At 40.6% G+C, this 22,861-nt stretch carries 20 protein-coding genes; 19 read left to right on the top strand and 1 reads right to left on the bottom strand.

The features are described from left to right. The first annotated feature begins 315 nt into the window (after positions 1 to 315). The 16 genes from I2483_RS01260 (at position 316) to I2483_RS01185 (ending at position 15,937) form a co-directional block, all read left to right on the top strand. Positions 316 to 2,550 (top strand): PepSY1/2 domain-containing protein, encoded by a 2,235-nt coding sequence (locus tag I2483_RS01260; protein WP_207173277.1) that lies wholly within the window; start codon positions 316 to 318, stop codon positions 2,548 to 2,550. A 277-nt stretch (positions 2,551 to 2,827) separates the two neighbouring features. After that, positions 2,828 to 3,769: a thymidylate synthase gene (locus tag I2483_RS01255; protein ID WP_207173276.1), complete on the top strand. Its 942-nt coding sequence runs from the start codon at positions 2,828 to 2,830 to the stop codon at positions 3,767 to 3,769. A 16-nt stretch (positions 3,770 to 3,785) separates the two neighbouring features. Further along, positions 3,786 to 4,265 (top strand): dihydrofolate reductase, encoded by a 480-nt coding sequence (locus I2483_RS01250; protein ID WP_207173275.1) that lies wholly within the window; start codon positions 3,786 to 3,788, stop codon positions 4,263 to 4,265. A gap of 96 nt (positions 4,266 to 4,361) precedes the next feature. Next, entirely contained in the window at positions 4,362 to 5,201 is an 840-nt protein-coding gene (locus I2483_RS01245; protein WP_207173274.1) for a DegV family protein, read from the top strand. 38 nt (positions 5,202 to 5,239) lie between these two features. Continuing rightward, on the top strand, positions 5,240 to 6,055 hold the full coding sequence (locus tag I2483_RS01240; protein WP_207173273.1) for a GDSL-type esterase/lipase family protein: 816 nt from the start codon (positions 5,240 to 5,242) through the stop codon (positions 6,053 to 6,055). 11 nt (positions 6,056 to 6,066) lie between these two features. Next, complete coding sequence (locus I2483_RS01235; protein ID WP_207173272.1) at positions 6,067 to 6,642, top strand: DUF2140 family protein; 576 nt, start codon at positions 6,067 to 6,069, stop codon at positions 6,640 to 6,642. A gap of 12 nt (positions 6,643 to 6,654) precedes the next feature. Continuing rightward, positions 6,655 to 7,185, top strand: a complete 531-nt coding sequence (gene msrA, locus I2483_RS01230; protein WP_207173271.1) for a peptide-methionine (S)-S-oxide reductase MsrA — start codon at positions 6,655 to 6,657, stop codon at positions 7,183 to 7,185. Then, on the top strand, positions 7,182 to 7,601 hold the full coding sequence (gene msrB, locus I2483_RS01225; protein ID WP_207173270.1) for a peptide-methionine (R)-S-oxide reductase MsrB: 420 nt from the start codon (positions 7,182 to 7,184) through the stop codon (positions 7,599 to 7,601). Before msrA ends, msrB begins: the two co-directional genes overlap by 4 nt. Before the next feature lie 30 nt (positions 7,602 to 7,631). Beyond that, positions 7,632 to 7,853, top strand: coding sequence for a YozE family protein (locus I2483_RS01220; protein WP_207173269.1), 222 nt, complete (start codon positions 7,632 to 7,634; stop codon positions 7,851 to 7,853). Positions 7,854 to 7,934: 81 nt separating this feature from the next. Continuing rightward, the gene (gene deoD / locus I2483_RS01215; RefSeq protein ID WP_186670647.1) at positions 7,935 to 8,639 is read left to right on the top strand and encodes a purine-nucleoside phosphorylase; all 705 of its coding nucleotides are present in this window, start codon (positions 7,935 to 7,937) and stop codon (positions 8,637 to 8,639) included. Positions 8,640 to 8,758: 119 nt separating this feature from the next. Beyond that, complete coding sequence (locus I2483_RS01210) at positions 8,759 to 10,258, top strand: lmo1851 family serine protease (protein WP_207173268.1); 1,500 nt, start codon at positions 8,759 to 8,761, stop codon at positions 10,256 to 10,258. A gap of 74 nt (positions 10,259 to 10,332) precedes the next feature. After that, positions 10,333 to 11,256, top strand: a complete 924-nt coding sequence (locus I2483_RS01205) for a CobW family GTP-binding protein (protein ID WP_207173267.1) — start codon at positions 10,333 to 10,335, stop codon at positions 11,254 to 11,256. Between the two features lie 146 nt (positions 11,257 to 11,402). Then, a complete protein-coding gene (locus I2483_RS01200; RefSeq protein WP_255550059.1) occupies positions 11,403 to 12,230 on the top strand; it encodes a CAP domain-containing protein in 828 nt (275 codons plus the stop codon). A 193-nt stretch (positions 12,231 to 12,423) separates the two neighbouring features. Then, complete coding sequence (locus I2483_RS01195; protein ID WP_207173708.1) at positions 12,424 to 13,845, top strand: spore germination protein; 1,422 nt, start codon at positions 12,424 to 12,426, stop codon at positions 13,843 to 13,845. Further along, positions 13,842 to 14,861: a GerAB/ArcD/ProY family transporter gene (locus tag I2483_RS01190; protein WP_207173266.1), complete on the top strand. Its 1,020-nt coding sequence runs from the start codon at positions 13,842 to 13,844 to the stop codon at positions 14,859 to 14,861. The genes I2483_RS01195 and I2483_RS01190 overlap by 4 nt, the downstream gene beginning before the upstream one ends. Further along, positions 14,858 to 15,937: a Ger(x)C family spore germination protein gene (locus I2483_RS01185; RefSeq protein WP_207173265.1), complete on the top strand. Its 1,080-nt coding sequence runs from the start codon at positions 14,858 to 14,860 to the stop codon at positions 15,935 to 15,937. Before I2483_RS01190 ends, I2483_RS01185 begins: the two co-directional genes overlap by 4 nt. Before the next feature lie 49 nt (positions 15,938 to 15,986). Here the strand turns inward: I2483_RS01185 and I2483_RS01180 are convergent, their stop codons facing one another. Continuing rightward, positions 15,987 to 17,333 (bottom strand): MATE family efflux transporter, encoded by a 1,347-nt coding sequence (locus I2483_RS01180; RefSeq protein WP_207173264.1) that lies wholly within the window; start codon positions 17,331 to 17,333, stop codon positions 15,987 to 15,989. Positions 17,334 to 17,450: 117 nt separating this feature from the next. Between I2483_RS01180 and I2483_RS01175 the strand changes: the two genes are divergently transcribed. From I2483_RS01175 to odhB, 3 genes are all read left to right on the top strand, one after another. Beyond that, positions 17,451 to 18,527, top strand: a complete 1,077-nt coding sequence (locus I2483_RS01175) for an undecaprenyldiphospho-muramoylpentapeptide beta-N-acetylglucosaminyltransferase (RefSeq protein WP_207173263.1) — start codon at positions 17,451 to 17,453, stop codon at positions 18,525 to 18,527. A 200-nt stretch (positions 18,528 to 18,727) separates the two neighbouring features. Beyond that, positions 18,728 to 21,538 carry a 2-oxoglutarate dehydrogenase E1 component gene (locus tag I2483_RS01170; RefSeq protein ID WP_207173262.1) on the top strand — a complete coding sequence of 937 codons (2,811 nt, stop codon included), beginning with the start codon at positions 18,728 to 18,730 and terminating at the stop codon, positions 21,536 to 21,538. A gap of 78 nt (positions 21,539 to 21,616) precedes the next feature. Continuing rightward, positions 21,617 to 22,840: a 2-oxoglutarate dehydrogenase complex dihydrolipoyllysine-residue succinyltransferase gene (gene odhB, locus I2483_RS01165; RefSeq protein ID WP_207173261.1), complete on the top strand. Its 1,224-nt coding sequence runs from the start codon at positions 21,617 to 21,619 to the stop codon at positions 22,838 to 22,840. Positions 22,841 to 22,861 lie beyond the last annotated feature (21 nt).

Below are 22,861 nucleotides of genomic sequence, written 5' to 3'. Positions count from 1 at the left end.
GACTAATTCGAGATGGAAAGGAAAAAATAGGTATTTTAGCTAGATGTCAATCATAAAATCAATTGAATTGTTTAAAAATAGTAATAGAAAAGGGGGGAGTGGAATAGTTCAATACAAGCTTTATGCGCAGCGGGCAACGTTTACGGATATGTTTGGACGTTCCTGGAAAACTAGTCATTGATTCCTAAAACTTCGGTGAAGTTAAAAAGAGGTGGAGAAGGATATTTTAATAAATAGTGGATAAAGAAATCTTTTATTAACAGGTGATGGAATTTAGTGTACAATTTTGACATTACTAACTTTAGGAGGAATACTTTGGTTAATTTAAAGAGAATTGGTATTTTATTAAGCTCTTCTGCTTTATCTATTGGAATGTTTACGTCTGCTGCAAGTGCTTCAACCACGGCGAATGGGCAGCCTGGAAAAGTACAAATTCAAGTCGCTTCCACAGAAATGATTTTCGCAAAAGCTGATTTAATTAAGAAATTTAATGAGTTGTTTCCTAATCGATTTGATTTCTTAACGCATAGTGATTTTCAAATGGGTGGTAGTCACTTTTATCCTGATGATGATGAGTTACGTTATGATCTAATGTTCACTAAGACAATTAATGGTAAGCGGTTATACGGTAATGTTGTATTTGTTGGAGAGGATCTAGAAATTGAGCAATTTTACTATCAACCATCCAATGAATCAGAAGCGTTATTTCCAGCGAAGACCTCAAAGGAAGAGGCTAGAAAGATAGCAGTTGATTTTGTTAAGAAATTAGTTGATGGAGTGGAATATCAGTTAGAGACAGATCCCTTCAACTACTATCCGAGGCAAATATTAACAGAACCAATTCGTTATTCATTCTCCTTTTCAAGTACTAAAAATCAAGTGCCCATTTCTGATCAAAGAATAGAAGTATCTGTTCTAGGAAATGGCGAAGTTGTTAATTTTTATAAGGGATCTGCAAAGTTGGACTCGTCTACTTTTGATGACTTGAAACAACTAAAAGATAAAAATGAAATTTTAGGGAAAGTAAAAGAAAATATTTCAGTCGATTTGCAATATCAAATTAATCATGATTATCAAACGGGTGACCGCAGTGTTCAACTCGTTTACCAACCAACAACAAAATTCCGTGGAGTACATGCCCCTTCAGGTAAATGGCTAACTGCAAACGGTTACTCAGCAGATTTCCCTAAGAAAACAAAGATTGAAAAGATTGTAGCTAATCCACTGCCGCCAAAAAAGGATGGAATTACTTTGGAAGATGCAAAGAAAATTGCAGAGAAATTCCTTGAAATTAATTCTGATAAAGTTAAATTAAGCATTCAATCTATTGATGAAGTTGAAAACTATAATGGACAGGCAATAATTAGTATTCAATACATGTATAACTTTGGAAGTAGCGGACATGGAACAAATATGGAGATAAATAAAAATACAGGTGAGATTATCCAATACAATGATATTACCAGCCAAATTTTAGCGGAAATTGGGGAGAAACCCAAGAAAGAGAATGCTCTTTCTAGGAAAGAAGCTCTTGCACAAGCAGTAAAATATGTGAAGGAATGGGTTCCATCCTATCTACACAACTATGCTATGCCTATTGAAGAACCCTATTTTGAGGAGAACCAAGGTACCTATCAATTCAATTTCCCAAGAATCGAGAATGGTGTTATTGTGATGGGAGATCAAATTAATGTTGGCATAGCTGTTGATGGCTCTTTAAATAGCATGAATGTTAATTATCAAGATATTGAACAATGGCCATCAATAGATAAAGTGATTTCTGAGGATGAAGCAAAGGCTCTCTTGAAAAAGGCACTTAGTTTAAAACTTACTTATATGAAACAAGAGAAAAGTGAAGACAAAAATCATTATGATTTAGTATATTTACCTGTATTTAACAAGGATCCGTTTAGTTATTTAAATGCCAACACAGGAGAATGGAATAGCTTATTTGGCGAGGGAAATTCATCTATTATTTCACATCCTTGGGCAGAAGAGGAACTGAATTATCTGATTAATGCTAAAGTCTTAGACATAAAAGATGCTAAAAACTTTAATGGAGATGCCCCTGTATCAAAAGGGGAAGCCATTAAAATCATCATGAATTCACTCACTTATATTTATGACGGCGGTTATTATTTTGGAAATGAAAACAAGAACCAAACTTTTAAGAATATAGACCCGAAACACCCGTTATATCAATCGATTGAACGTGCAGTTGAAATGGATATTATTAAACCGGATAGTCAGACCTTTGATTTCGATTCCCCCATTAAAAGAGAAGAATTGGCATCTTGGTATATACGCGTCCTTGGCCTTGAACTGGCAGCTAAAGATAGTAGTATCTACAAACTTGGCTTTGCGGATGCAAATAAAGTACAAAAAGAATACATTGGTCATGTTGCCTTGGCAAATTCATTAGGTTTATTAAAGGCTGAACAAAATCAATTTAATCCTGATAGAGAAGCGACGTACGCGGAATTGGCAGTTTCAATTATTCGCCTTGCTCATAACATGACTGAAAAAGGCAGGGGCTTGGGTTATTATTAAGGTATAGATAGCTAGATCCCGTAATGTAATTACTAAACCCCCTTTACCGCTTGAGTTTTCAAACGGTAAAGGGGGTTTAGTTTGTCCAAGAAGTTTAATTTAGTAAATAGTATATCATTATGATGAACAAAAGAAAAAAACAACAGACATCTCATTATCGAGGTTCACAAGCACACCTCTGGCATGGTTATCCTAAATAACCATGCCAGAGTGCTTTTTTATTATGATAGCTAGATCATATTTGATATACTGAACACTAATGCAAGGGGGCTTTTTAATGAAACAGTATTTAGAATTATGTAAACACGTTCTTGAAACAGGTGAAAAGAAAGAAGACCGCACAGGGACAGGGACAATCAGTGTCTTTGGATATCAGATGCGCTTCAATTTAAATGAGGGATTTCCCCTCATGACAACGAAAAAAACGGCTTTCCGTCTTATTTCATCTGAATTGTTATGGTTCTTAAAAGGCGATACGAATGTCAAAACGCTTATTGAAAATCGAAATCCAATCTGGGATGAATGGGCTTTTGAACAATGGGTGACGAGTTTCGAATACAGTGGTCCAGATATGACGGACTTCGGACGTCGCGCTTCAAAAGACATGGAGTTTGCGGCTGTCTATAAAATTGAAATGGACGCATTCAAAAAGCGTGTAGTGGAAGATGAAGAATTTGCTGCCAAATACGCCGACCTTGGACCAGTATATGGTAAACAGTGGCGATCATGGTCAAATGGAGAACAAACGATTGATCAAATTGCCAATTTAATTGAAGGCATTAAAAATAATCCGGATTCCCGTAGGCATATTGTTACCGCATGGAATCCTTCTGAAGTGGAAGATATGGCATTGCCGCCGTGTCATGCATTATTCCAATTTTATGTAGCAGATGGGAAGCTATCATGCCAGCTTTACCAGCGAAGTGCGGACATCTTCCTTGGCGTACCATTTAATATTGCATCTTATGCACTTCTAGTTCATTTAATTGCGCATGAATGCGATCTTGGTGTAGGCGAATTCGTCCATACGCTTGGGGATGCGCATATTTACTCGAATCATGTTAATCAAGTAAATGAGCAGTTGACTCGGGAACCGCGAACGTTACCGACATTAAAATTGAATATCGAAGGCAAAACGATTTTCGAATTAGAAACGCAAGACATTGAACTTGAGAATTATGAACCACATCCAAAAATCAAAGGACCAATTGCTGTCTAAAGAAAGGTGGATTTCAATGATTTCACTACTTGTAGCACATGATCCGAACCGGGTCATAGGTTTGAATAACGATTTGCCCTGGCATATTCCAGCTGACCTTGCTTACTTCAAAAAGATGTCGATGGGAAAAGCAATGGTAATGGGGCGTAAAACGTTTGAGTCAATCGGTAGACCTTTACCTGGTAGGCTCAGCATCATCGTTACACGAAATGAAGCGTATACAGCTGAAGGCGCTGTTGTCGTACACAATCTAACTGATGCGATTGCAAGGGCGGGGGAGTATGCAGAAGAAGTGATGATTATCGGTGGTGCGGAAATATTCCTTGCAGCCCTGGGAATAGCGGATCGCCTCTACATTACGTACATTCAAAAAGAGTACGAAGGGGATACCTTTTTCCCATCATATGGTCCTGAATGGAAGCTCATAACGACTTCGCCAGATTACATTACAGAAGATGAAATTCCGTATTCATTTCTTGTTTATGAAAAGGAATAAAAAAGTACCTATGTAAAAGTGAAGGAACTTTCTACTTCGACTTATACATTACTTACTTATATTGACAACTGCTACTACTCGAGGGGAGTGCGCATTATGAAAAAAGTCCATATCGTCACGGATTCAACAGCTGATTTAAAAGTGGAGGATATTCTAAAGTATGGTCTACATGTTGTTCCACTTACGATTCAAATAGATGGTAAAACGTTTATCGACGGTGTAGATATACAACCTGAAGAATTTCTGGAAAAGATGAGAAGTTCTGCACAACTGCCGAAAAGCTCGCAACCAGCGGCAGGTGTTTTCAAGGAGTTGTATGACAAACTGGGGGAGGATGGAAGTGAAATCATCTCCATACATATGACTGGCGGCATGAGCGGTACTGTGAAATCTGCCCAGGCGGCAGCTGAAATGACAGATTCCAAAGTAACTGTCATCGATTCAATGTTCATCTCACATGCTTTAATGTTTCAAGTAATGGAGGCTGCGGAGTTGGCTGAGCTTGGGAAGTCAGTTTCTGAGATTGTTGAACGGCTGAACACAATCCGTAATAATACATCGCTTTTCGTTGTTGTCGATTCACTCGATAACCTTGTGAAAGGCGGCCGAATCGGAAAAGGGAAAGCAATGATTGGTTCCTTGTTGAATATAAAACCGATTGCGACTTTGCAGGGGGGCGTTTATACACCTGTCGCAAAAGCGCGCAGTCACAAACAAGTCGTAGCCCATCTATTCAAAGTTTTCAAAGAAGAGACTGCTGGAAAGTTTATTCGTGGGGTCGGTATTTCACACGCTAATGGGTTGAAAATGGGAGAACCATTGAAGAAAATGATACAAGAATCGGGCATCAAAGACGTGAAGCTTACATTTACGGCTCCAATCATCAGTACACATACTGGAGAAGGAGCGATAGGCTTCATGTATTATGCGGATTAATGAATGATTCTTTATTGAAGAAAAGGGGAACTCTACGTATGAGAAGAGTATTTCTGATTGTGATCGCCTTCTCATTATTTTTGTCTGGCTGTCAACAAACGCAAATCGAAAAAACAGGCGCATTTACTGGTCGACAAGAAATCGCATTTACTGAGTGGACTATCCCAGGGTATTTCATTCCAAAAAATATCAATGTAATTGGTTTAGGGGATTCACTTACGCAAGGTGTCGGAGATGAACTGAAAAAAGAAGGTTATTTTGGCCGTGTAACTGACAAAATGGATGAATGGAAAGGGGTTAAGGATGTTGATGCTTCTAATTTGGCAAAGCGGGGTCGAAGAAGCGACCAACTCATCGATAAACTGAAAGAACCTGAAGTTCAATCGTCTTTGAAAACGGCAGATCTAATCTTTTTGACAATTGGCGGGAATGATATTATGAAAGTCGTTAAGTCCAACCTATTCAATTTGAAGACGGAACAATTTTATAGTGAACTAGGTAAGTTTGAAAATAGGCTCGATGAATTATTCAGTATCATCCGAGATTTGAATGGCGATGCGATCATTATTGTAGCAGGTCTTTATAATCCGTTTTCAATTGTGACGGATGAAACGAATGAATTTGAAGATATTATTACTGACTGGAATGAAGCAATTGAAGTTCGTGCCATGATGGACGGAAAGTCATGCTTTGTCCCCGTTTTAGACCTGTTCGATTCAAATACGAACATGGTGTACCACACCGATTTCTTTCATCCGAATGCAAAAGGGTATGACGCGATGGCGGAACGTTACCTTGAAAAGCTGGAAGAATGCGGCTTGCAAAAATTATCGGACGGGGAATTGGAAATGTAGGAGCTGATCGCGTGAATCGATGGAAAATAGGTTTTTTTTTACTTGCAGGGCTTGTAGCAGCAGCACTTTCAGCCATAATTTTTTTCATCAGTAGTACCCCTGACTCGATCCCACTTCCTGATATGGAAGTAGTGGACGCATCGAATAATGTCTTAACAGTCAGTGTGACAAAAGAAAACCTCGAATCGATTGCCAATACGTATGTTCGGAAAATGACGAAAGGCGGGCCACTCCCGTTAACGATTAAAGTCGATGGCGATGTGGCATTATTTTCGGAACTGACAGTGTTCTCATTTACATACCCAGTCATTATGCATTTTGACCCGGTCGTACGAGAAGATGGTAATTTGATTTTAAAGCAATCATCAATGGAAATCGGGCTATTAAACATCCAGCCTTCAACCGTCTTGAAAATATTGAAGGACTCAGTGAAATTTCCTCCTTGGCTGATTGTTCGTCCCAAGGAGGAGGAATTTTTCATCGACCTGTCGGAAATATCTGTTTCCGGTAATTTAAAAGTGAGAGCGAAGACATTCAATTTGGCGGATGATGAGATTATCTTGGAAATTATTATTCCGAAAGAATAGGGAGGTTTTACAATGGCGAAATCATTGGCCACATTTGCAGGAGGTTGTTTTTGGTGCATGGTGAAACCGTTCGACCGATATGACGGTGTCCATTCAGTCATTTCTGGCTATACTGGCGGGGAGGTAGTAAACCCATCTTATGAACTGGTCTGTACGAATGCGACCGGCCACCGTGAAGCAATTCAAATTACGTTTGATGATGAAGTCATTTCGTATCGCGAACTGATCGATATCTTTTGGAGACAGATTGACCCAACCGATTCAGGCGGCCAATTTTTTGACCGGGGTGAATCCTATCAGACAGCCATTTTTTATCATACACCCGAGCAACTACAACTCGCTGAGCTAACAAAGACTGAACTAGATGCTTCAGGGAAGTTTGACAAAGCCATCGCAACTGATATTCTACCTGCGAAACCATTTTACGTAGCTGAAGAAGGGCATCAAGATTATTACATGAAAAACCCAACACATTATAATCGATATGCAACTGGCTCAGGCCGCGAAAGGTTCAAATCTGATAACTGGGGTGAAGATTCATGACAGAAGAATTGAAAAAAAAATTAACCGAAATACAGTACTACGTCACACAGGAAAATGGGACTGAACCACCGTTTCGAAATGAATTCGATAGCCATTATGAAGATGGGATTTATGTCGATATTATTTCAGGCAAGCCACTGTTTAGTTCAAAAGATAAATATGATGCGGGCTGTGGGTGGCCAAGCTTTACGAAACCGATTGAATCGGTGGAAGTTGTAGAGAAAACAGATAGGACCCATGGTATGAAACGTGTAGAAGTGCGCAGTAAAACTGCTGATTCGCATCTTGGCCATGTATTTCCAGATGGACCTGGTGAAAACGGATTGCGTTATTGCATTAATTCCGCGGCACTTCGTTTTGTAGCTGTAGACCAACTTGAAAAAGAAGGTTTCAGAGAGTACTTGAAACTATTTTAAATGATGAAAACTGAGAAGGGAGATGAATGGATGGATCGATCTTTTTATCGATTCGCCCTATCCTTCCGCGGTGGGACGATAGATGATTTAAAATCAACGTTTGCGGAATATATGTTTAAGGATTCTAGTTTTCCAAAAGAAGAGAAAAATTTCGACACTTTATCGCGTTATGTCGAAGAAAAGGCTGATTCAAAAATGGCATCTGTCATTTTCGACGAGTTATTTCTGTTATATGAAGAGCGATTTTTATAAGTAGCTCCTGCATCTTCATTGCATAATGGATAGGTTGAATGTATGATTGAAAAAGAAAATTTGAAAGCGGGGCTATTTATTATGAGTATACATATCAATGCAAAAAAAGGTGACATCGCGGATACGATTTTGCTTCCGGGAGATCCACTACGTGCAAAATACATTGCCGAAACATTTTTAGAAGATGTAATACAATACAATGAAGTTCGGAATATGTTCGGCTATACAGGAACATACAAAGGGAAACGCATTTCTGTTCAAGGTACAGGTATGGGTGTTCCATCCATTTCTATATATGTAACAGAATTGATGCAAGAATACGACGTTCAGAAATTAATCCGTGTAGGTACTTGTGGTGCGATCCAGAAAGACGTTCATGTACGGGATGTTATTCTTGCACAAAGTGCTTCTACAGATTCTAAAATGAACGAAATCATATTCAGTGGTATCAGCTACGCACCAACTGCAGACTTCGATCTTCTTTTGAAATCGTATAATGCGGGACTTAAAAAAGGGCTTGATTTGAAAGTCGGAAATGTGTTTACAGAAGACGTTTTCTATAATGAATATGCACAACATGAAAAATGGGCTCAGTATGGTGTCCTAGCAGTTGAAATGGAAGCGGCGGCATTGTATACGCTTGCTGCGAAATTTGGCCGCCAAGCACTGGCAATACTTACTGTGAGCGATCACCTACTAACGGGTGAGGCGACATCATCAGAAGAGCGCCAAACAACGTTTAACGACATGATTGAAGTGGCACTCGAAGCAGCAATCCAAGAATAATCGAGCAGTAGGACCGCCCGCTATAAAGCGGTCCTTTTTTTTAGGATTGTACAGATGTCTAGCCGGTGTAGCTAGACACAGTGGAATCTTGCAATAAATAGTAGAGAGTGGGGAATGGGATGGAAGAGAATAATGGCCACGAAACAGAAATTGAGCCAAATCGTCAACCGCCAGCAAGACGATATATTAAATTAAAACCGTTCTCTTTTGTCATGCTTGTATTCGGACTTGTACTGGCCAGTGCTGCCATAACGTTTTTCGTGTTAACAACAGGTGATGATAAAGTTGTCGAAGTTGTAAGCCCACAAAAGCAACCGCTAAAGGACCGGAAAGAATTTGAAAAATTATATAATGCCTATGATGAAATGGAAGGGAATTACTTTGAAGATATCGATGAAACAGCAGTTATCGATGGTGCCATCAATGGGATGATTGATGCACTCGGAGACCCTTATTCCGATTATTTGAATCAGAAGGAAGCCCGACAATTAAACGAGAGTATTTCGTCTAGTTTCGAAGGAATTGGTGCTGAGATTCAAGAGAAAAACGGATACATCAACGTCGTTTCTCCTATAAAAAATTCACCCGCAGAACGAGCAGGGATATTACCGAACGATACAATTATTGCGGTCGATGGTGAAAGTATCCAGGGAATGTCATCATCAGAAGCGGTTCTTTTAATCAGAGGCGAAAAAGGGACAACTGTGACTTTAAGCATCAAACGAGGTGTAGCAGTCGAGCCGGTAGACGTAAAAATCAAACGTGACGTTATTCCGATTGAAACAGTCTACGCTGAGATGCTTGATGATGGAATTGCACATATTCACCTTACAAGCTTCTCTGAAGGAACGTACGATGAGTTGCTAATTGCCCTTGATGAGATGGAAGCGAAAGGTATGAAAGGGTTAGTTGTCGATGTACGCCAAAATCCAGGCGGTAGACTTGACATAGCCATCAAAATTTCTGATCTGTTTTTGGAAAATGGAAAGAATATTTTCCAATATAAAGAAAAGGAATTGCAACCAGAAATATATACAGCCTCTGGAAAAAGAAAAATTGGAGTTCCGGTTACAATGGTTATTGATGATGGTAGTGCTTCTGCCTCAGAAATACTGGCAGGCGCGTTAAAAGAATCTGCCAATGTTCCACTTATCGGTGTGAAGACATTCGGTAAAGGAACCGTTCAATCACCTAAAAATCTTCCGGACGGCTCAAATTTAAAACTAACTACAGCTAAATGGCTTACGCCTAATGGCAATTGGGTTCATAAAGAAGGAATTAAACCGGATATCGAAGTGCCGTATCCATCTTATGCAATGCTTCCGTTTCTTGATCCAGCAATCGAAATGAAAGTGGGTATGCTTTCACCTTCCATTAAAGCTGCAGAAGAAATGCTTGAAGCAGTCGGTTATGAACCAGGTGAAATTGATGGCTTATTTGATGAAAAAACAACTCAGGCTGTCAAAATGTTGCAAAAGGATCTAGCGCTAGACACCAATGGTATTCTGTTAGGAGAAACAACGTACGGTCTGATGGAAAAACTTCGGACGAAAATTCAAGAAGACGATCCACAGCTGTTGAAAGCAAAAGAAGTTTTACTTGAAAAAGTAGGGAAATAACTAAAAAGCGTCCAGTCCTAATCCGGCCGGACGCTTTTTTTGAATTTATCGAAAAAATGAAATGAGGCGTACATATGATTGATGTTTACTTATTTAGTGGTTTTCTAGGAAGCGGAAAAACGTCACTATTACTTCATACAATTGCACAATTGAAAGAACAAGGAAAAAAACCTGCTGTATTGATGAATGAATTTGGAGCATTGCCTTTCGATTCAGATGCTGTAGAAGGAGAAGGTGGAGTTCCGCTTAAAGAACTGCTAGACGGATGTATCTGTTGTACAGGTTCAGAGAAAACAGAGGCACAGCTTCAGGGGCTGCTTGAGGAGAACGATGATATCGATGTCATCTTAATTGAAACAACGGGTGCTGCACACCCCGTGGAAGCACTGGACGCTATCTACTCTCCTTTATTCGCAGACCGACTTAACATAAAAGGGATTATAACAGTTGCCGATTCGAAGCGCTGGCTGGAACGTGATAAGCTATCTCCGCAAGTACGTGCTTTATTCATGGAGCAAATTCGTCATGCTCATTTACTACTAGCAAATAAAGTTGATCTCCTAACTGAAGAAGAAGTAGCGAAAGTGACATTTGAACTAGCTAGTTTCAATGAATCTGCTCCAATTATACAAACGGTGGGCGCAAAAGTTGCGTTCTCCTTCATTGAGAAAACCCTTAGTTCGTCGAAAAAAGGGACTGATAAACAAATCATATCAGGAAAAGGCCTTCCTCTTTCTTCAAAACTTCTTACATTTACTGATAGTGTTTCAAAAGAAGATTTTGAGAATTGGGTGAAATCACTTCCTGATACAGTGTATCGGATGAAAGGTTATGTGCCCATTAGCGGCTATAAAAATCCATTTATGTTTCAATATGCATATGGAATGGTCAATTGGTTGCCTGAATACGTCAAGATGGAAGCCTGCCTAGTTATCATTGGTGAAGGCATCGAATCGATAAATTATGAGGTCGTCAACCCCTTTTCAGATGAAAATTAAAGATAGTTAACCAGACTTACCCATTTTCATAGAATTTCAGAACCTTTGCTAGGGTATTTGTTTAAGAACTGGGTTTACTGGTAAAAAACCCCGATATTCTAAATCTCCCACGCGTTATGATAGATTGCGAAGGGAGGAGTAATGAGATGAAAAAATCGATTGCAGTACTCATGCTCGGCTCGGCGCTCTTACTGCCGAACAACAATAATGTAGAAGCTTCACAATTGGACAATAATGTACAGGTGCACAAGTACATTCAAAGCTACATAGGGGGGGACAAACAACCCGACATGTACAATGTCTTGCTTGGAAAAAATATTAATTTTGAGCAACTTTATAGTTTAGCGAAGTCTTATGCAAAAAATACAGGCGTTATTGACAAACAGGTAATTAAGCCAGTTATAGTCAAGCCAATCAAGAAACCGGTGAATAAGCCAGTTATAGTTAAGCCGATAGAAAAACCAGCTCCGACTAAACCGGTACCAACACCAAAACCGGAAGCAACTCCACCGGCTAAGCCAGCACCAACACCGGAAGTAACTCCACCGGTTAAGCCAACACCAGAAAAACCAGCGGAAACAACATCAGATGCGTCTGTTTCTGCGATTGAAAAAGCTGTACTTGACCTTACAAATGTTGAAAGACAAAAAGCAGGTCTTAAACCATTACTAACAGATGCGAAGTTGATGAACTCTGCACGACAAAAATCAACAGATATGGCATCAAAAGGATACTTTTCGCATACAAGCCCGACATACGGATCACCATTCGATCAAATGAAATCAAATGGTATAACGTATAAATCGGCAGCGGAAAATATTGCTATGGGCCAACGTTCGGCTGAAGAAGTTGTAAAAGGATGGATGAATTCACCAGGGCATAGACAAAATATCTTAACACCTGGATTCACTCACATCGGCATCGGCTATGACAAAAACGGCAACTACTGGACACAGCAGTTTATTCAAAAATAATAGCAGTCAAAAACTATTCTTCGAACCGACAATAATTCGGTTTGGAGGATAGTTTTTTTACTATACCTTTGTACGCAAAATGTTGCTATAGATGCTAGAACTAAGTTCTTACACAACAAACCTCTCCAAGTGAATGTTTAAAATTTTTCCGGCATGCTCAAACTCTTCATAGGAGGTGGGTATAGTGGATGACATGGTTTCGACTGATAGTTTGATTTTATACATAAAAAAATTATTTCATAATTCCTCCGATCTGTTCGTCGAAGAAACGAAATGGCAGGACCGTACAGCTGTCATCTGTTACTACACTGTAATGACCGAAGGAGCACAGGTGAACCTGCAGCTCGAACTAATTAGGAAAAGGGCATCTGACGGACTGGTCGATTGGGGAGAAACTGCTATCTCGTCCGTACACGCATTTTCCGTTTCTACTCTTACTGAAAGTGTTAGTTCAGGTTTCGTAGCTGTTATTTTTCCCGAAACAAATTTGTTATTGCAAATCACGATGCCGAAATTTGCAATGCGAAGTCCTAACGAACCTGACAATGAACATGTTATCCGTGGCTCGCATGATGGGTTCGTCGAAGGATTTGATGCGAATATGTCCCTCATTCGAAAACGGCTTGCAATTCCTGATCTCGTCGTTCAGTCACTAAGGATTGGAAATGATACCAAAACGCATATTAATTATGTATATATAGAATCGATAGCGGATGAAGACGTTGTCGCTGATGTCAAAAAACGACTAGAAAGCATTAAATCGAACAAAGTAATAAGTATAGGTCAAGTAGAGGATTATTTGGAAGACTCCGTATGGTCGCCGTTTCCACAGTTCCTCAATACGGAACGACCCGATCGTGTTGTTGCGAATTTACTAGAAGGGAAAATCGCACTATTCACTAATAGTTCTCCAACGGCGCTTATCGCCCCGGTAAACTTTTTTTCGTTTTATGAGTCTCCGGATGATTATAACGCGCGTGTTCTTGTTGGTTCATTTTATAGGCTTCTCCGGATGTTAAGTTTTATGACGGCTATTTTTTTACCAGCATTCTATATAGCGGTCATCGGTTTTCATTCCGAAATCATTCCGCTTGAATTAGGTAAACAAGTGAAGCTAGCGGTGAACGATATTCCGTATCGACCTATATTTGAAGCGCTACTTCTGGAATTGTTTATTGAGCTCATACGGGAGTCAGCTATCCGCCTACCCACCCCAATTGGCCAAACGGTAGGAATTGTAGGTGGTCTCGTTATTGGTAATGCAATCGTTAGTGCCGGTCTCGTATCGAATTTCATGGTGATTGTCGTAGCGATGACGGCAATTTCGAGCTTTGTCGTTCCATCCTGGGAAATGAATATGACAATTCGACTTATTCGTTTTCCATTTATGATTGCTGCTTCATTGTTCGGCTTTTTTGGAATAGCAATTGGGACACTTATCCTTTTCATTCACCTTATGAATGTGTCGTCATTGAAACAGCCCTATTTTTCGCCGATCGTTCCTTTTGATCCATCGAGATTTAAAGATGTGTTCTTCAGGTCTCCGTACGTCCGTCTAAAAAAACAACAAAAAACGTTTACGCATGGTGAAGATAAAGAAGGTGGGAACCGTTGACGTTTAAATTGTCAAGAATCCAGTTTTTTTTAATCATGTTTATTGCACAGACAGGTACTGTTTCACTTTCCTTCCAAACCCCATTCATTAATGTGACGGGGCGTGACGCTTGGCCAATTTTCATCGGAGTAGGAATTTTTCATTATATTTTGTTGCTGTTATATGAAAAAAACTATGAATACTTTGTGCCGGGACCGATTGTATCTTGGCTCTATAAAGGCTACTGGCTCCTTATCATCGTGTCCTTCATTTCTTATATTGACTATACGCTTGCGGTATGGGCATTTCCTGAAACGCCCCAAATTATCGTCATTTCAATAATGGTAGGCGTATCACTATATGCAAACTTGAGTCGACCTGAAACTGTCATAAATTTAAGTGTAATTCTCGTCCCGTTAATACCGATATTTTACGTTATTCTGTTACTCGCATGGCCAGAATTCGTATGGACGAATTTGTTCCCTATCGGTGAGGTAGATAGTTCAAAATTGTTGAAAGGGATTCTCGCTTCGCAATTTACGTTTATTGGCATAGAACTGTTTTTGTTTTTCAGGAAGCATGTAGACATCAAACAAAAAATCAAAGGGGTACCACTTCTCATCTACCAAATGTTTTGGTTAGTCTTTTTTTTCAGTTCGGTCTTGTTCACCCTCCTTTATTTCTCATTAGAGGAAATAAAAATGATACCAGAGCCAATCATGTATATTTTAAAATCACAGACCGTTACGATTGTAGAACGGATTGATTTATTCTTTATTTATCTTTGGATGATGTGGAGTATTATCACGATATCCCTTTTTGCCTTTACAACGATGTATGTCCATCAGCTTCATGCGAAAGGGCACAAGAAAAGGAATACAATTATTTTTCATATCCTGCTCGTCTTATTACCGCTTTTCTTACACTCAAAAGAGCATGTAGCTATAATTCAAAAATCACTTGTCTATTTCCATTTGTTTTTCGCAATTGTTGTTCCAACAGTGGTTATACTTATGAACCGGAGGAAAATGAAATGAAGAGAAATGCATGTATCCTACTAATCTGTTCATTTCTATTAAGTGGTTGTTGGGACGAAAAGCAATACAAGGATGTAACAATTGTTTCCTTAATCGGAGTAGGAGGGAAACTAGGAGATGTTAAGGCACAATTTGCATTTCCAACATTTGAAGATGGTTCTATAAGTTATTCAACGTCCTTAGGCAGTGGTAAAACGCTTCGCGAAGCACGAAACGATGCGAATCATAGAACGATGGAAGGGCTTGACATCGCATCCCTTCAAGTTCTTCTTATAGAGGAAGACACTGCGAAATCTGATTTATATGAGTACATTGATATGTTGTATAGGGATCCCCGCAATAGACTTGGTGCTCATATGGCCATTGTCCAAGGTGAACTGACCTCTTATTTCAAACCGTCGGCTGAGTTAGGGGATGATATTGCAACTTATTATTCAAGCCTTTTGGATACGGCGATCCGGTATACATTTATACCGGATATCGACATTCAACAAGTGAGTACATATCTTTTTGCAGAAGATATATCCCTGTCGCTGCCTTATATTAAAATCGGGAAAGAAAGCGGTATACCCGAAATTGCCGGTACTGCGTTATTTAATAAGAGGGAATTTACTGGGGAAACGCTTGATAAAAAAGAGTCGATACTACTCAATTTGTTAAAAAAAGAACAAGGTAGATACGCTCGCCTTTCCTATATGTGGAAAAGTGGAGGGGAAGAAAGTCCACTTACAGTCGAAGTGGTTGATAATCATAAACAGTGGAAAGTTTCTAATGATAAGATAGAGGCATTGTATAAACTTAAGCTTAGCGTCGAAGAATTTCCGCACGACAGCTTGGATAATAAGAAAGTAATTAAAGAAGTGGAGGAGTTTCTTTCAAAGGAACTGACGAAGGAATTTAACGGAGTTGTAAAGAAACTGCAAGAAGCAAAAAGCGATGCGGTAGGGTTCGGGCGACCGGTACGGGCATTCCATCCCGCACTATGGGGAAAAGGGGATTGGACCGACACATTTGCCACACTGCCAATTAGCGTTAAGGTGAAAGCCGAGGTTTTACGAACCGATATTTTGAATTAGACTAGTAAAAACCCGCAAATGCATATTGCTGCATTGCGGGTTTTCGCGTTTACACAAATTTCTTTTTCTGAATATAGATCAACCGTCCCGAAAGTGTAATCGCACCAACTGTCAATCCCGCAATGAGACCAACCCAGTATCCATATGGACCAAGTTCAGTAAACGTCGCCACCATATAACCAATAGGTAAACCGAGGATCCAATAGGAGACAATCGCCATGATGAACGTCATATTAACGTCCTTATAGCCCCGTAATGAACCTTGGACAGGAGCCTGGATGGCGTCCGATAATTGGAACAGTGCAGCATAGATGAAGAACTGTGTTGCCAATCCGATAATCTGTTCGTCTGTTGTATAAAGGGAAGCAATTGTCGCCCTGAAAACGAGAAGAATCACAATTGATACAGAGCTAAAAGCAATGGCAAGTCCAACACTGAGATAACTGTACTGTTTAGCATCGCGCATCTGTCCTGCGCCGACAGCTTGGCCGACAAGTATTGTCGCACCCATCGAAATACTCAACGGCAACATATACAACAGCGAAGTGAAGTTAAGTGCAATCTGGTGTGCAGAAATAACTGCTGTCGAATAGTTGCTCATCATCAATGTGACGGCGGAAAAGATACTTGTTTCTACAAATATTGAAATTCCGATTGGCACCCCAATGAATAAAATCACTTTCCATTTTTTAAATGAAATCTTTTCCCATCCATTGAAAAGTGCGTAGTCCTTAAAAGGCTTACGCTTCCATGCGACGGAACAAGCAATGAAGAACACAAGCCAATACGTTATAGCGGATGCATATCCGGCCCCAGCACCGCCAAGTTCAGGAAAGCCCCAATTCCCGTAAATAAGCAAATAATTTATGAAGATGTTAATCGGAGCAGATAATAAAATGATGAACATCGAAACTCGTGTCGCTCCAAGCGCATCGAAAAATGACCGTAGCACTGTATAAGCAAAGAGGGGGAGTAAGCCGAGGCTCATTCCTGTCAAATAGTCCGCTGCGACAATGCGTACTTCAGCCTCCAGCGACATTGCTTCTAGTATAGGTGGAACTGCGAATAGAATAATGGCAAAGACGATTGCGGCCAGAGCTACCGATACGTAAAGGCCTTGTTGGACGGAAGGCCGGACTTCCGCGTGGAGGCGTGCTCCGATGTATTGAGCAATGATTGGTGTAAGTCCTATTAAAATACCAGCAAGCCCTGTATAGACGGGGAGCCAGAAAGAAGATCCAATCGTAACACCCGCAAGATGGTATGTATCATATCGCCCTGTCATAAGAATATCGAAGAACGTCATCATATACAGAGCAACTTGTGTAACTAGGATTGGCAAGACGATGGTTGCCAATCTCAACGGCTTTTTCTTCAGTGGAACTGCAGTTTCCAAATAAATCACCCTTTAATCTACAATTAAACACCATTGTACCATGCTTCGTTTGCTATAATAGCAATGAAGTTAAGTAAAGTTACACTATATATCTAAATGTAGAAGAGGTGAATGGCTATGAAAAGGCCAGTTATATTATTGACAGGGGGCGGCACAGCAGGGCACGTATCTGTGAATGAAGCCCTTATCCCTGTATTCAGTGAAAAAGGATACGAAATTCATTACATTGGGTCGCATAACGGAATCGAAAATGAATTAATCCGTGATGGTCACCCCGAAGTAATTTATCATGCCATTCAAAGTGGAAAACTAAGACGCTATTTCTCCATGAAAAACTTTACTGATCCATTCCGTGTAGGTGCGGGTGTTCTTCAAGCGCTAGCGGTCATCAGGAAAGTTAAACCCGAAATTATTTTCTCCAAAGGCGGTTTCGTATCAGTACCTGTCGTATTGGCAGCGAAAATGGCGAAAGTACGTGTCGTTATTCATGAATCGGACGTAACACCAGGGCTTGCGAATAAAATGGCTTTACCTTTTTCAAATCATATCTTTACGGTGTTCGAACAGACACTTAATTATGTACCCGCAGGTAAGGCGACTTGCTCCGGTGCGATAATCAGACCCGAGTTGTTTAAGGGGGTACGAAAAGAAGGCTTGCGCATTGCGGGCTTGTCAGGTGAGAAACCAGTGCAAATTATCATGGGTGGTAGTCAGGGGTCGTCCATACTCAACGATGCCGTCCGAAAAGATTTACCTGCAATTTTGCGTACCTTTGATATTATCCATCTTTGCGGGAAAGGGAATCTTGATCAAACGCTCGAAGGTACACCGGGCTATACACAATTTGAATACGTAACGGAAGGCCTGCCACATTTGCTAGCGGCATCCGATTTTGCGGTTTCAAGAGCAGGGTCAAATGCAATCTTTGAACTACTGGCATTACGTAAACCGATGCTGCTTATACCACTTTCTGCCGCAAAGAGCAGAGGGGATCAGATCCTGAATGCCTCTCACTTTAAATCGCTCGGACTCGCACATGTATTGAAAGAGGAGGAAGTGGGACTACGCCCATTGTCCGAAGAATTCGCTTCATTTGTAGATGAGAAAGACAGTTTGATTGGGAATATGAAAAAAGTAGCAACCCCCAAAATACCGGAAGAAATGGTTGAAATGATCCTGTCACACCGAAAATAACTGGAAAAGACAGTTTACATTTTTTCGGAGGGTTAACGAATGGTTGCAAGTAATGTGAATCCAGTGTATTCTAGTTGACGGTAATAAAGTTAAAGAGTTAACGCTAAACCCTTTCAGTTAAAGTGTTTGCGTGGTAAAATTAACGAGGATTAAAAATATAAACACAATATGCCTTTAGGCAAATGTGGAGGTCATTTTACATGTCGAACAATGCTGACGCCCATCGTTCCCCTTATGCTGCTTTTTCGGGTCCGAACCTTGGGTATATAATGGAAATGTACGAACTGTTCAAAACGTCACCTGAATCTGTAGATGCTGAACTTGCCGAGATGTTCAGTCGTTTTGGTGCGCCTACAATGAGTAACACAGAACAGGACAAAGCGATTGGGGCAGTAGCTCCTGGCGATTTCGGTAAAGTATTGTCCGCCTATCAGTTGCAGACTGCCATCCGTACATACGGACATCTTGCTGCAGATATCTATCCGCTTAGCGATCGTCCAAAAGATTCAACACGCCTTGAGCTTTCCACTTATGGACTTATAGAAAGTGATTTGCAAGCAATGCCAGCTTCTTTATTCTTTAAAAATGTTCCAGCAAGTGTAGAAAATGGGCTTGAAGCAGTAAATTATTTGAAGTCATTGTATACAGGTAAAATCGCCTATGAGTTCGATCATGTCATAGACGAAGATGAAAGAAACTGGATTCAGTCCAAAATCGAAAACGGAAATGTTACGTCTACATTATCTGTAGACGAGAAAAAAGCACTTCTTGAACGTTTGACGAAAATTGAAGGGTTTGAGAAATTCATTCACCGGACTTTTGTCGGAGCGAAACGGTTCTCTATTGAAGGGCTGGATACACTAGTTATCTTCCTAGACGAACTTGTTCGTCTATCTGAAGAACAAAAAACGAAAAAAGTATTAATTGGGATGGCTCACCGTGGTCGCCTAAACGTACTGACACATATTTTGAATAAACCTTATGAAACAATGTTTGCACAATTTGCGGGTGTTCCTGAAGAACCATTCCTTCCAACAGACGGTTCACTTGAAACAACGCGCGGTTGGTTCGGCGATGTGAAATACCATATGGGTGCCTTATACAAAGGGAAAACTGGCATGCAGCGTTTCCTTGCTTATAATCCATCCCACTTGGAAGTCGTCAATCCTGTTGTTACAGGTCAAACAAGGGCTGCACAGGAAAATACGGATAACCCGGGAATACCTGTACTAGATACGGATGCTGCTTATGCAGTACTTATCCATGGAGATGCAGCATTCCCTGGACAAGGAATTGTTCCAGAATCGTTCAACTATAGTCGTGTTCGTGGATTCAAAACGGGCGGTTCTATTCATGTTATCGCGAATAATATGATTGGATTCACAACTGAATATTACGATTCTAGATCAACACATTATTCATCGGATCCTGCAAAAGGCTATGAAGTTCCAGTATTGCACGTCAATGCAGATAGCCCTGAATCAGTGATTGCAGCTGCATCATTCGCATTCGAATACCGTCAAAAGTTCAGCAAAGATATTCTGATTGATCTTCTTGGCTACCGTCGTTATGGACACAACGAAATGGATGAACCACTTGTGACGAATCCAGTTATGTACCACTCAATTCATGAGCATCCAACAGTTCGTGCACTATACGGATCTGAACTTGCATCTGCCAACATTTTGACAGAAGAGGATGTAACGAAACTGGACGCTTCAGTTTTTGCAACGATGCAGGCAGCATACGACAAAGTAAAAGAACATACGTCAGAAAAAGCATTGATTTCAAATGCTACGCCTGAAGAAGTACTTGCAGGGTATCCAAGAGACCTTGAAACTGGTACGGATGAAGCGAATCTTCGCCGCATCAATGAAGAGCTACTGATATATCCTGAAAACTTCAATGTATTTGGGAAGCTTGAAAAAATCCTGAAACGTCGCCAAGACCCATTCAACGGAAAAGGGAAAATCGATTGGGCACATGCTGAAACGCTAGCATTTGGTGCAATCCTTCAAGATGGTAATCCAATCCGTATGACAGGTCAGGACGTCCAACGTGGAACGTTTGCACACCGTCACGTAGTCCTTCACGATGAAAAGACGGGTGACGAACTTGTTCCACTTCACCATATTAGCGGTTCAAAAGCATCATTCGTCGCGTATAACAGTCCTTTGACAGAAGCGGCAATTGTTGGTTATGAATTCGGCTATAACTTAGAAGACCAAAAAGTGTTGTCAATTTGGGAAGCGCAATATGGAGACTTTTCGAATATGGCACAAGTAATGTTCGATCAGTTCGTTTCTTCAAGCTACTCTAAATGGGGTCAGCAATCAGGACTGGTCTTGCTATTACCTCATGCGTATGAAGGGCAAGGACCTGAACACTCAAGCGCAAGACTTGAACGTTATCTGCAACTTTGTGCGGAAAATAACTGGACGGTCGCAAACCTTTCTAGTGCGGCTAACTATTTCCATATTCTTCGCAGACAAGCAAAAATGCTCGGTGACAAATCGATGCGTCCGCTTGTTATTGTGTCACCTAAATCGCTTCTTCGTCACCCGCTTGTCGGTGCAGATGTCAACGACTTGACAGAAGGCCATTTCCAAACGGTGCTTGAGCAACCAGGAACAGGCAAAAAAACGGATAAAGTAGAGAAAATCTTATTCGCAAGCGGTAAAGTGGCGATTGATCTTGCAGAACGCGTGAAAGATGGCAAAGACTTCGATCATTTGCATATCGTTCGTGTCGAACAGCTCTATCCGTTCCCAGCTGACAAAGTGAGCGATATCATATCACGCTATCCGAATGCCAAAGAACTTGTTTGGGTACAAGAAGAACCGAAAAACATGGGGTCATGGCATTTTGCAAATTCTTATATCCGCGAAGTTGCGGATGGTAAGAAAGTATCTTATGTTGGACGAATTCATCGTGCAAGCCCATCAGAAGGCGACGGGGAATCTCACAAGATTGAACAAAACCGCATCCTAGATGAGGCATTGAAGAAGTAATTTTTATTTAGTTTAATCAACATATGAAATATTGATTGTTTACACCGTACTAACGGTAGACTTGAGGAGGAATTTATTGTGGCAGAGATCATAGTACCAGAACTTGCAGAATCAATTACAGAAGGAACGGTTGCACAATGGTTGAAACAACCAGGTGAAAGCGTTGAGAAAGGCGAATTCATCGTTGAACTTGAAACAGACAAAGTAAACGTTGAAATCATCTCAGAAGAAGCAGGAATTGTCCAAGAACATCTTGCAGCGGAAGGCGATACAGTCCAAGTTGGTCAAGTCATCGCAATCGTTGGTTCAGGTTCAGGCGCACCAGCTGCAACTCCATCTGCACCAGTAACAGAAGCAGTTCAAAAAGTGGAAGCAGCACCAGTTGCTCCAGCAGCTACTGAAGATGCAAGCGGATCAGACCGTACAATTGCAAGCCCAGCAGCACGTAAACTAGCACGTGAAAAAGGGATTGACCTTGCGGCAGTATCACCGGTTGATCCAATGGGTCGTGTTCGTGTTCAAGATGTTGAAGCACACGGAACGGCTCCTAAAGTACAACCAGCAGCTGCTGCACCAAAAGCGGCAGCGGCAGTAGTAGAGGATGGACGTGTTACGCGCGAGAAGATGACACGTCGTCGTCAAACAATCGCAAAACGTCTTCTTGAAGTTAAACAATCAACAGCAATGCTTACAACATTCAACGAAATCGACATGACAAACGTTATGGCACTTCGTTCACGTAAGAAAGACCAATTCTTCGAGCAAAACGATGTTCGTCTAGGATTTATGTCATTCTTCACGAAAGCAGTTGTCGCTGCACTTAAGAAATATCCTTATGTTAACGCTGAAATTGACGGCGATGAAATTATTCTTAAAAACTTCTACGATATCGGTGTTGCAATATCAACAGATGGCGGACTAGTTGTACCAAACGTAGTCGACGCTGATCGTAAAAACTTTGCTGAAATTGAAGGAACTATCGTGGAACTCGCTAAAAAAGCACGCGATAACAAATTGACAATCGCAGATATGACAGGCGGTTCATTCACAATTACAAACGGTGGCGTATTCGGCTCACTAATGTCAACACCAATTATGAATGGTACACAAGTCGGAATCCTTGGCATGCACACAATCCAAAAGCGTCCAGTCGCGATTGGTAACAATGTTGAAATTCGTCCAATGATGTATGTCGCTCTTTCTTATGACCACCGTGTTATCGATGGTAAGGATTCAGTTGGCTTCTTGAAAATGGTAAAAGAATTGATTGAAAATCCGGAAGATCTTCTTCTAGGATCGTAATACGAAAAGCGGAGGGCTGGC

Origin of the sequence: Sporosarcina sp. E16_3 (genome assembly GCF_017347125.1) — a bacterium.
Classification (GTDB): Bacteria; Bacillota; Bacilli; order Bacillales_A; family Planococcaceae; genus Sporosarcina.
Note: the sequence above shows the minus strand (reverse complement) of the source record. Positions and strands in the feature narration are given on the sequence as shown.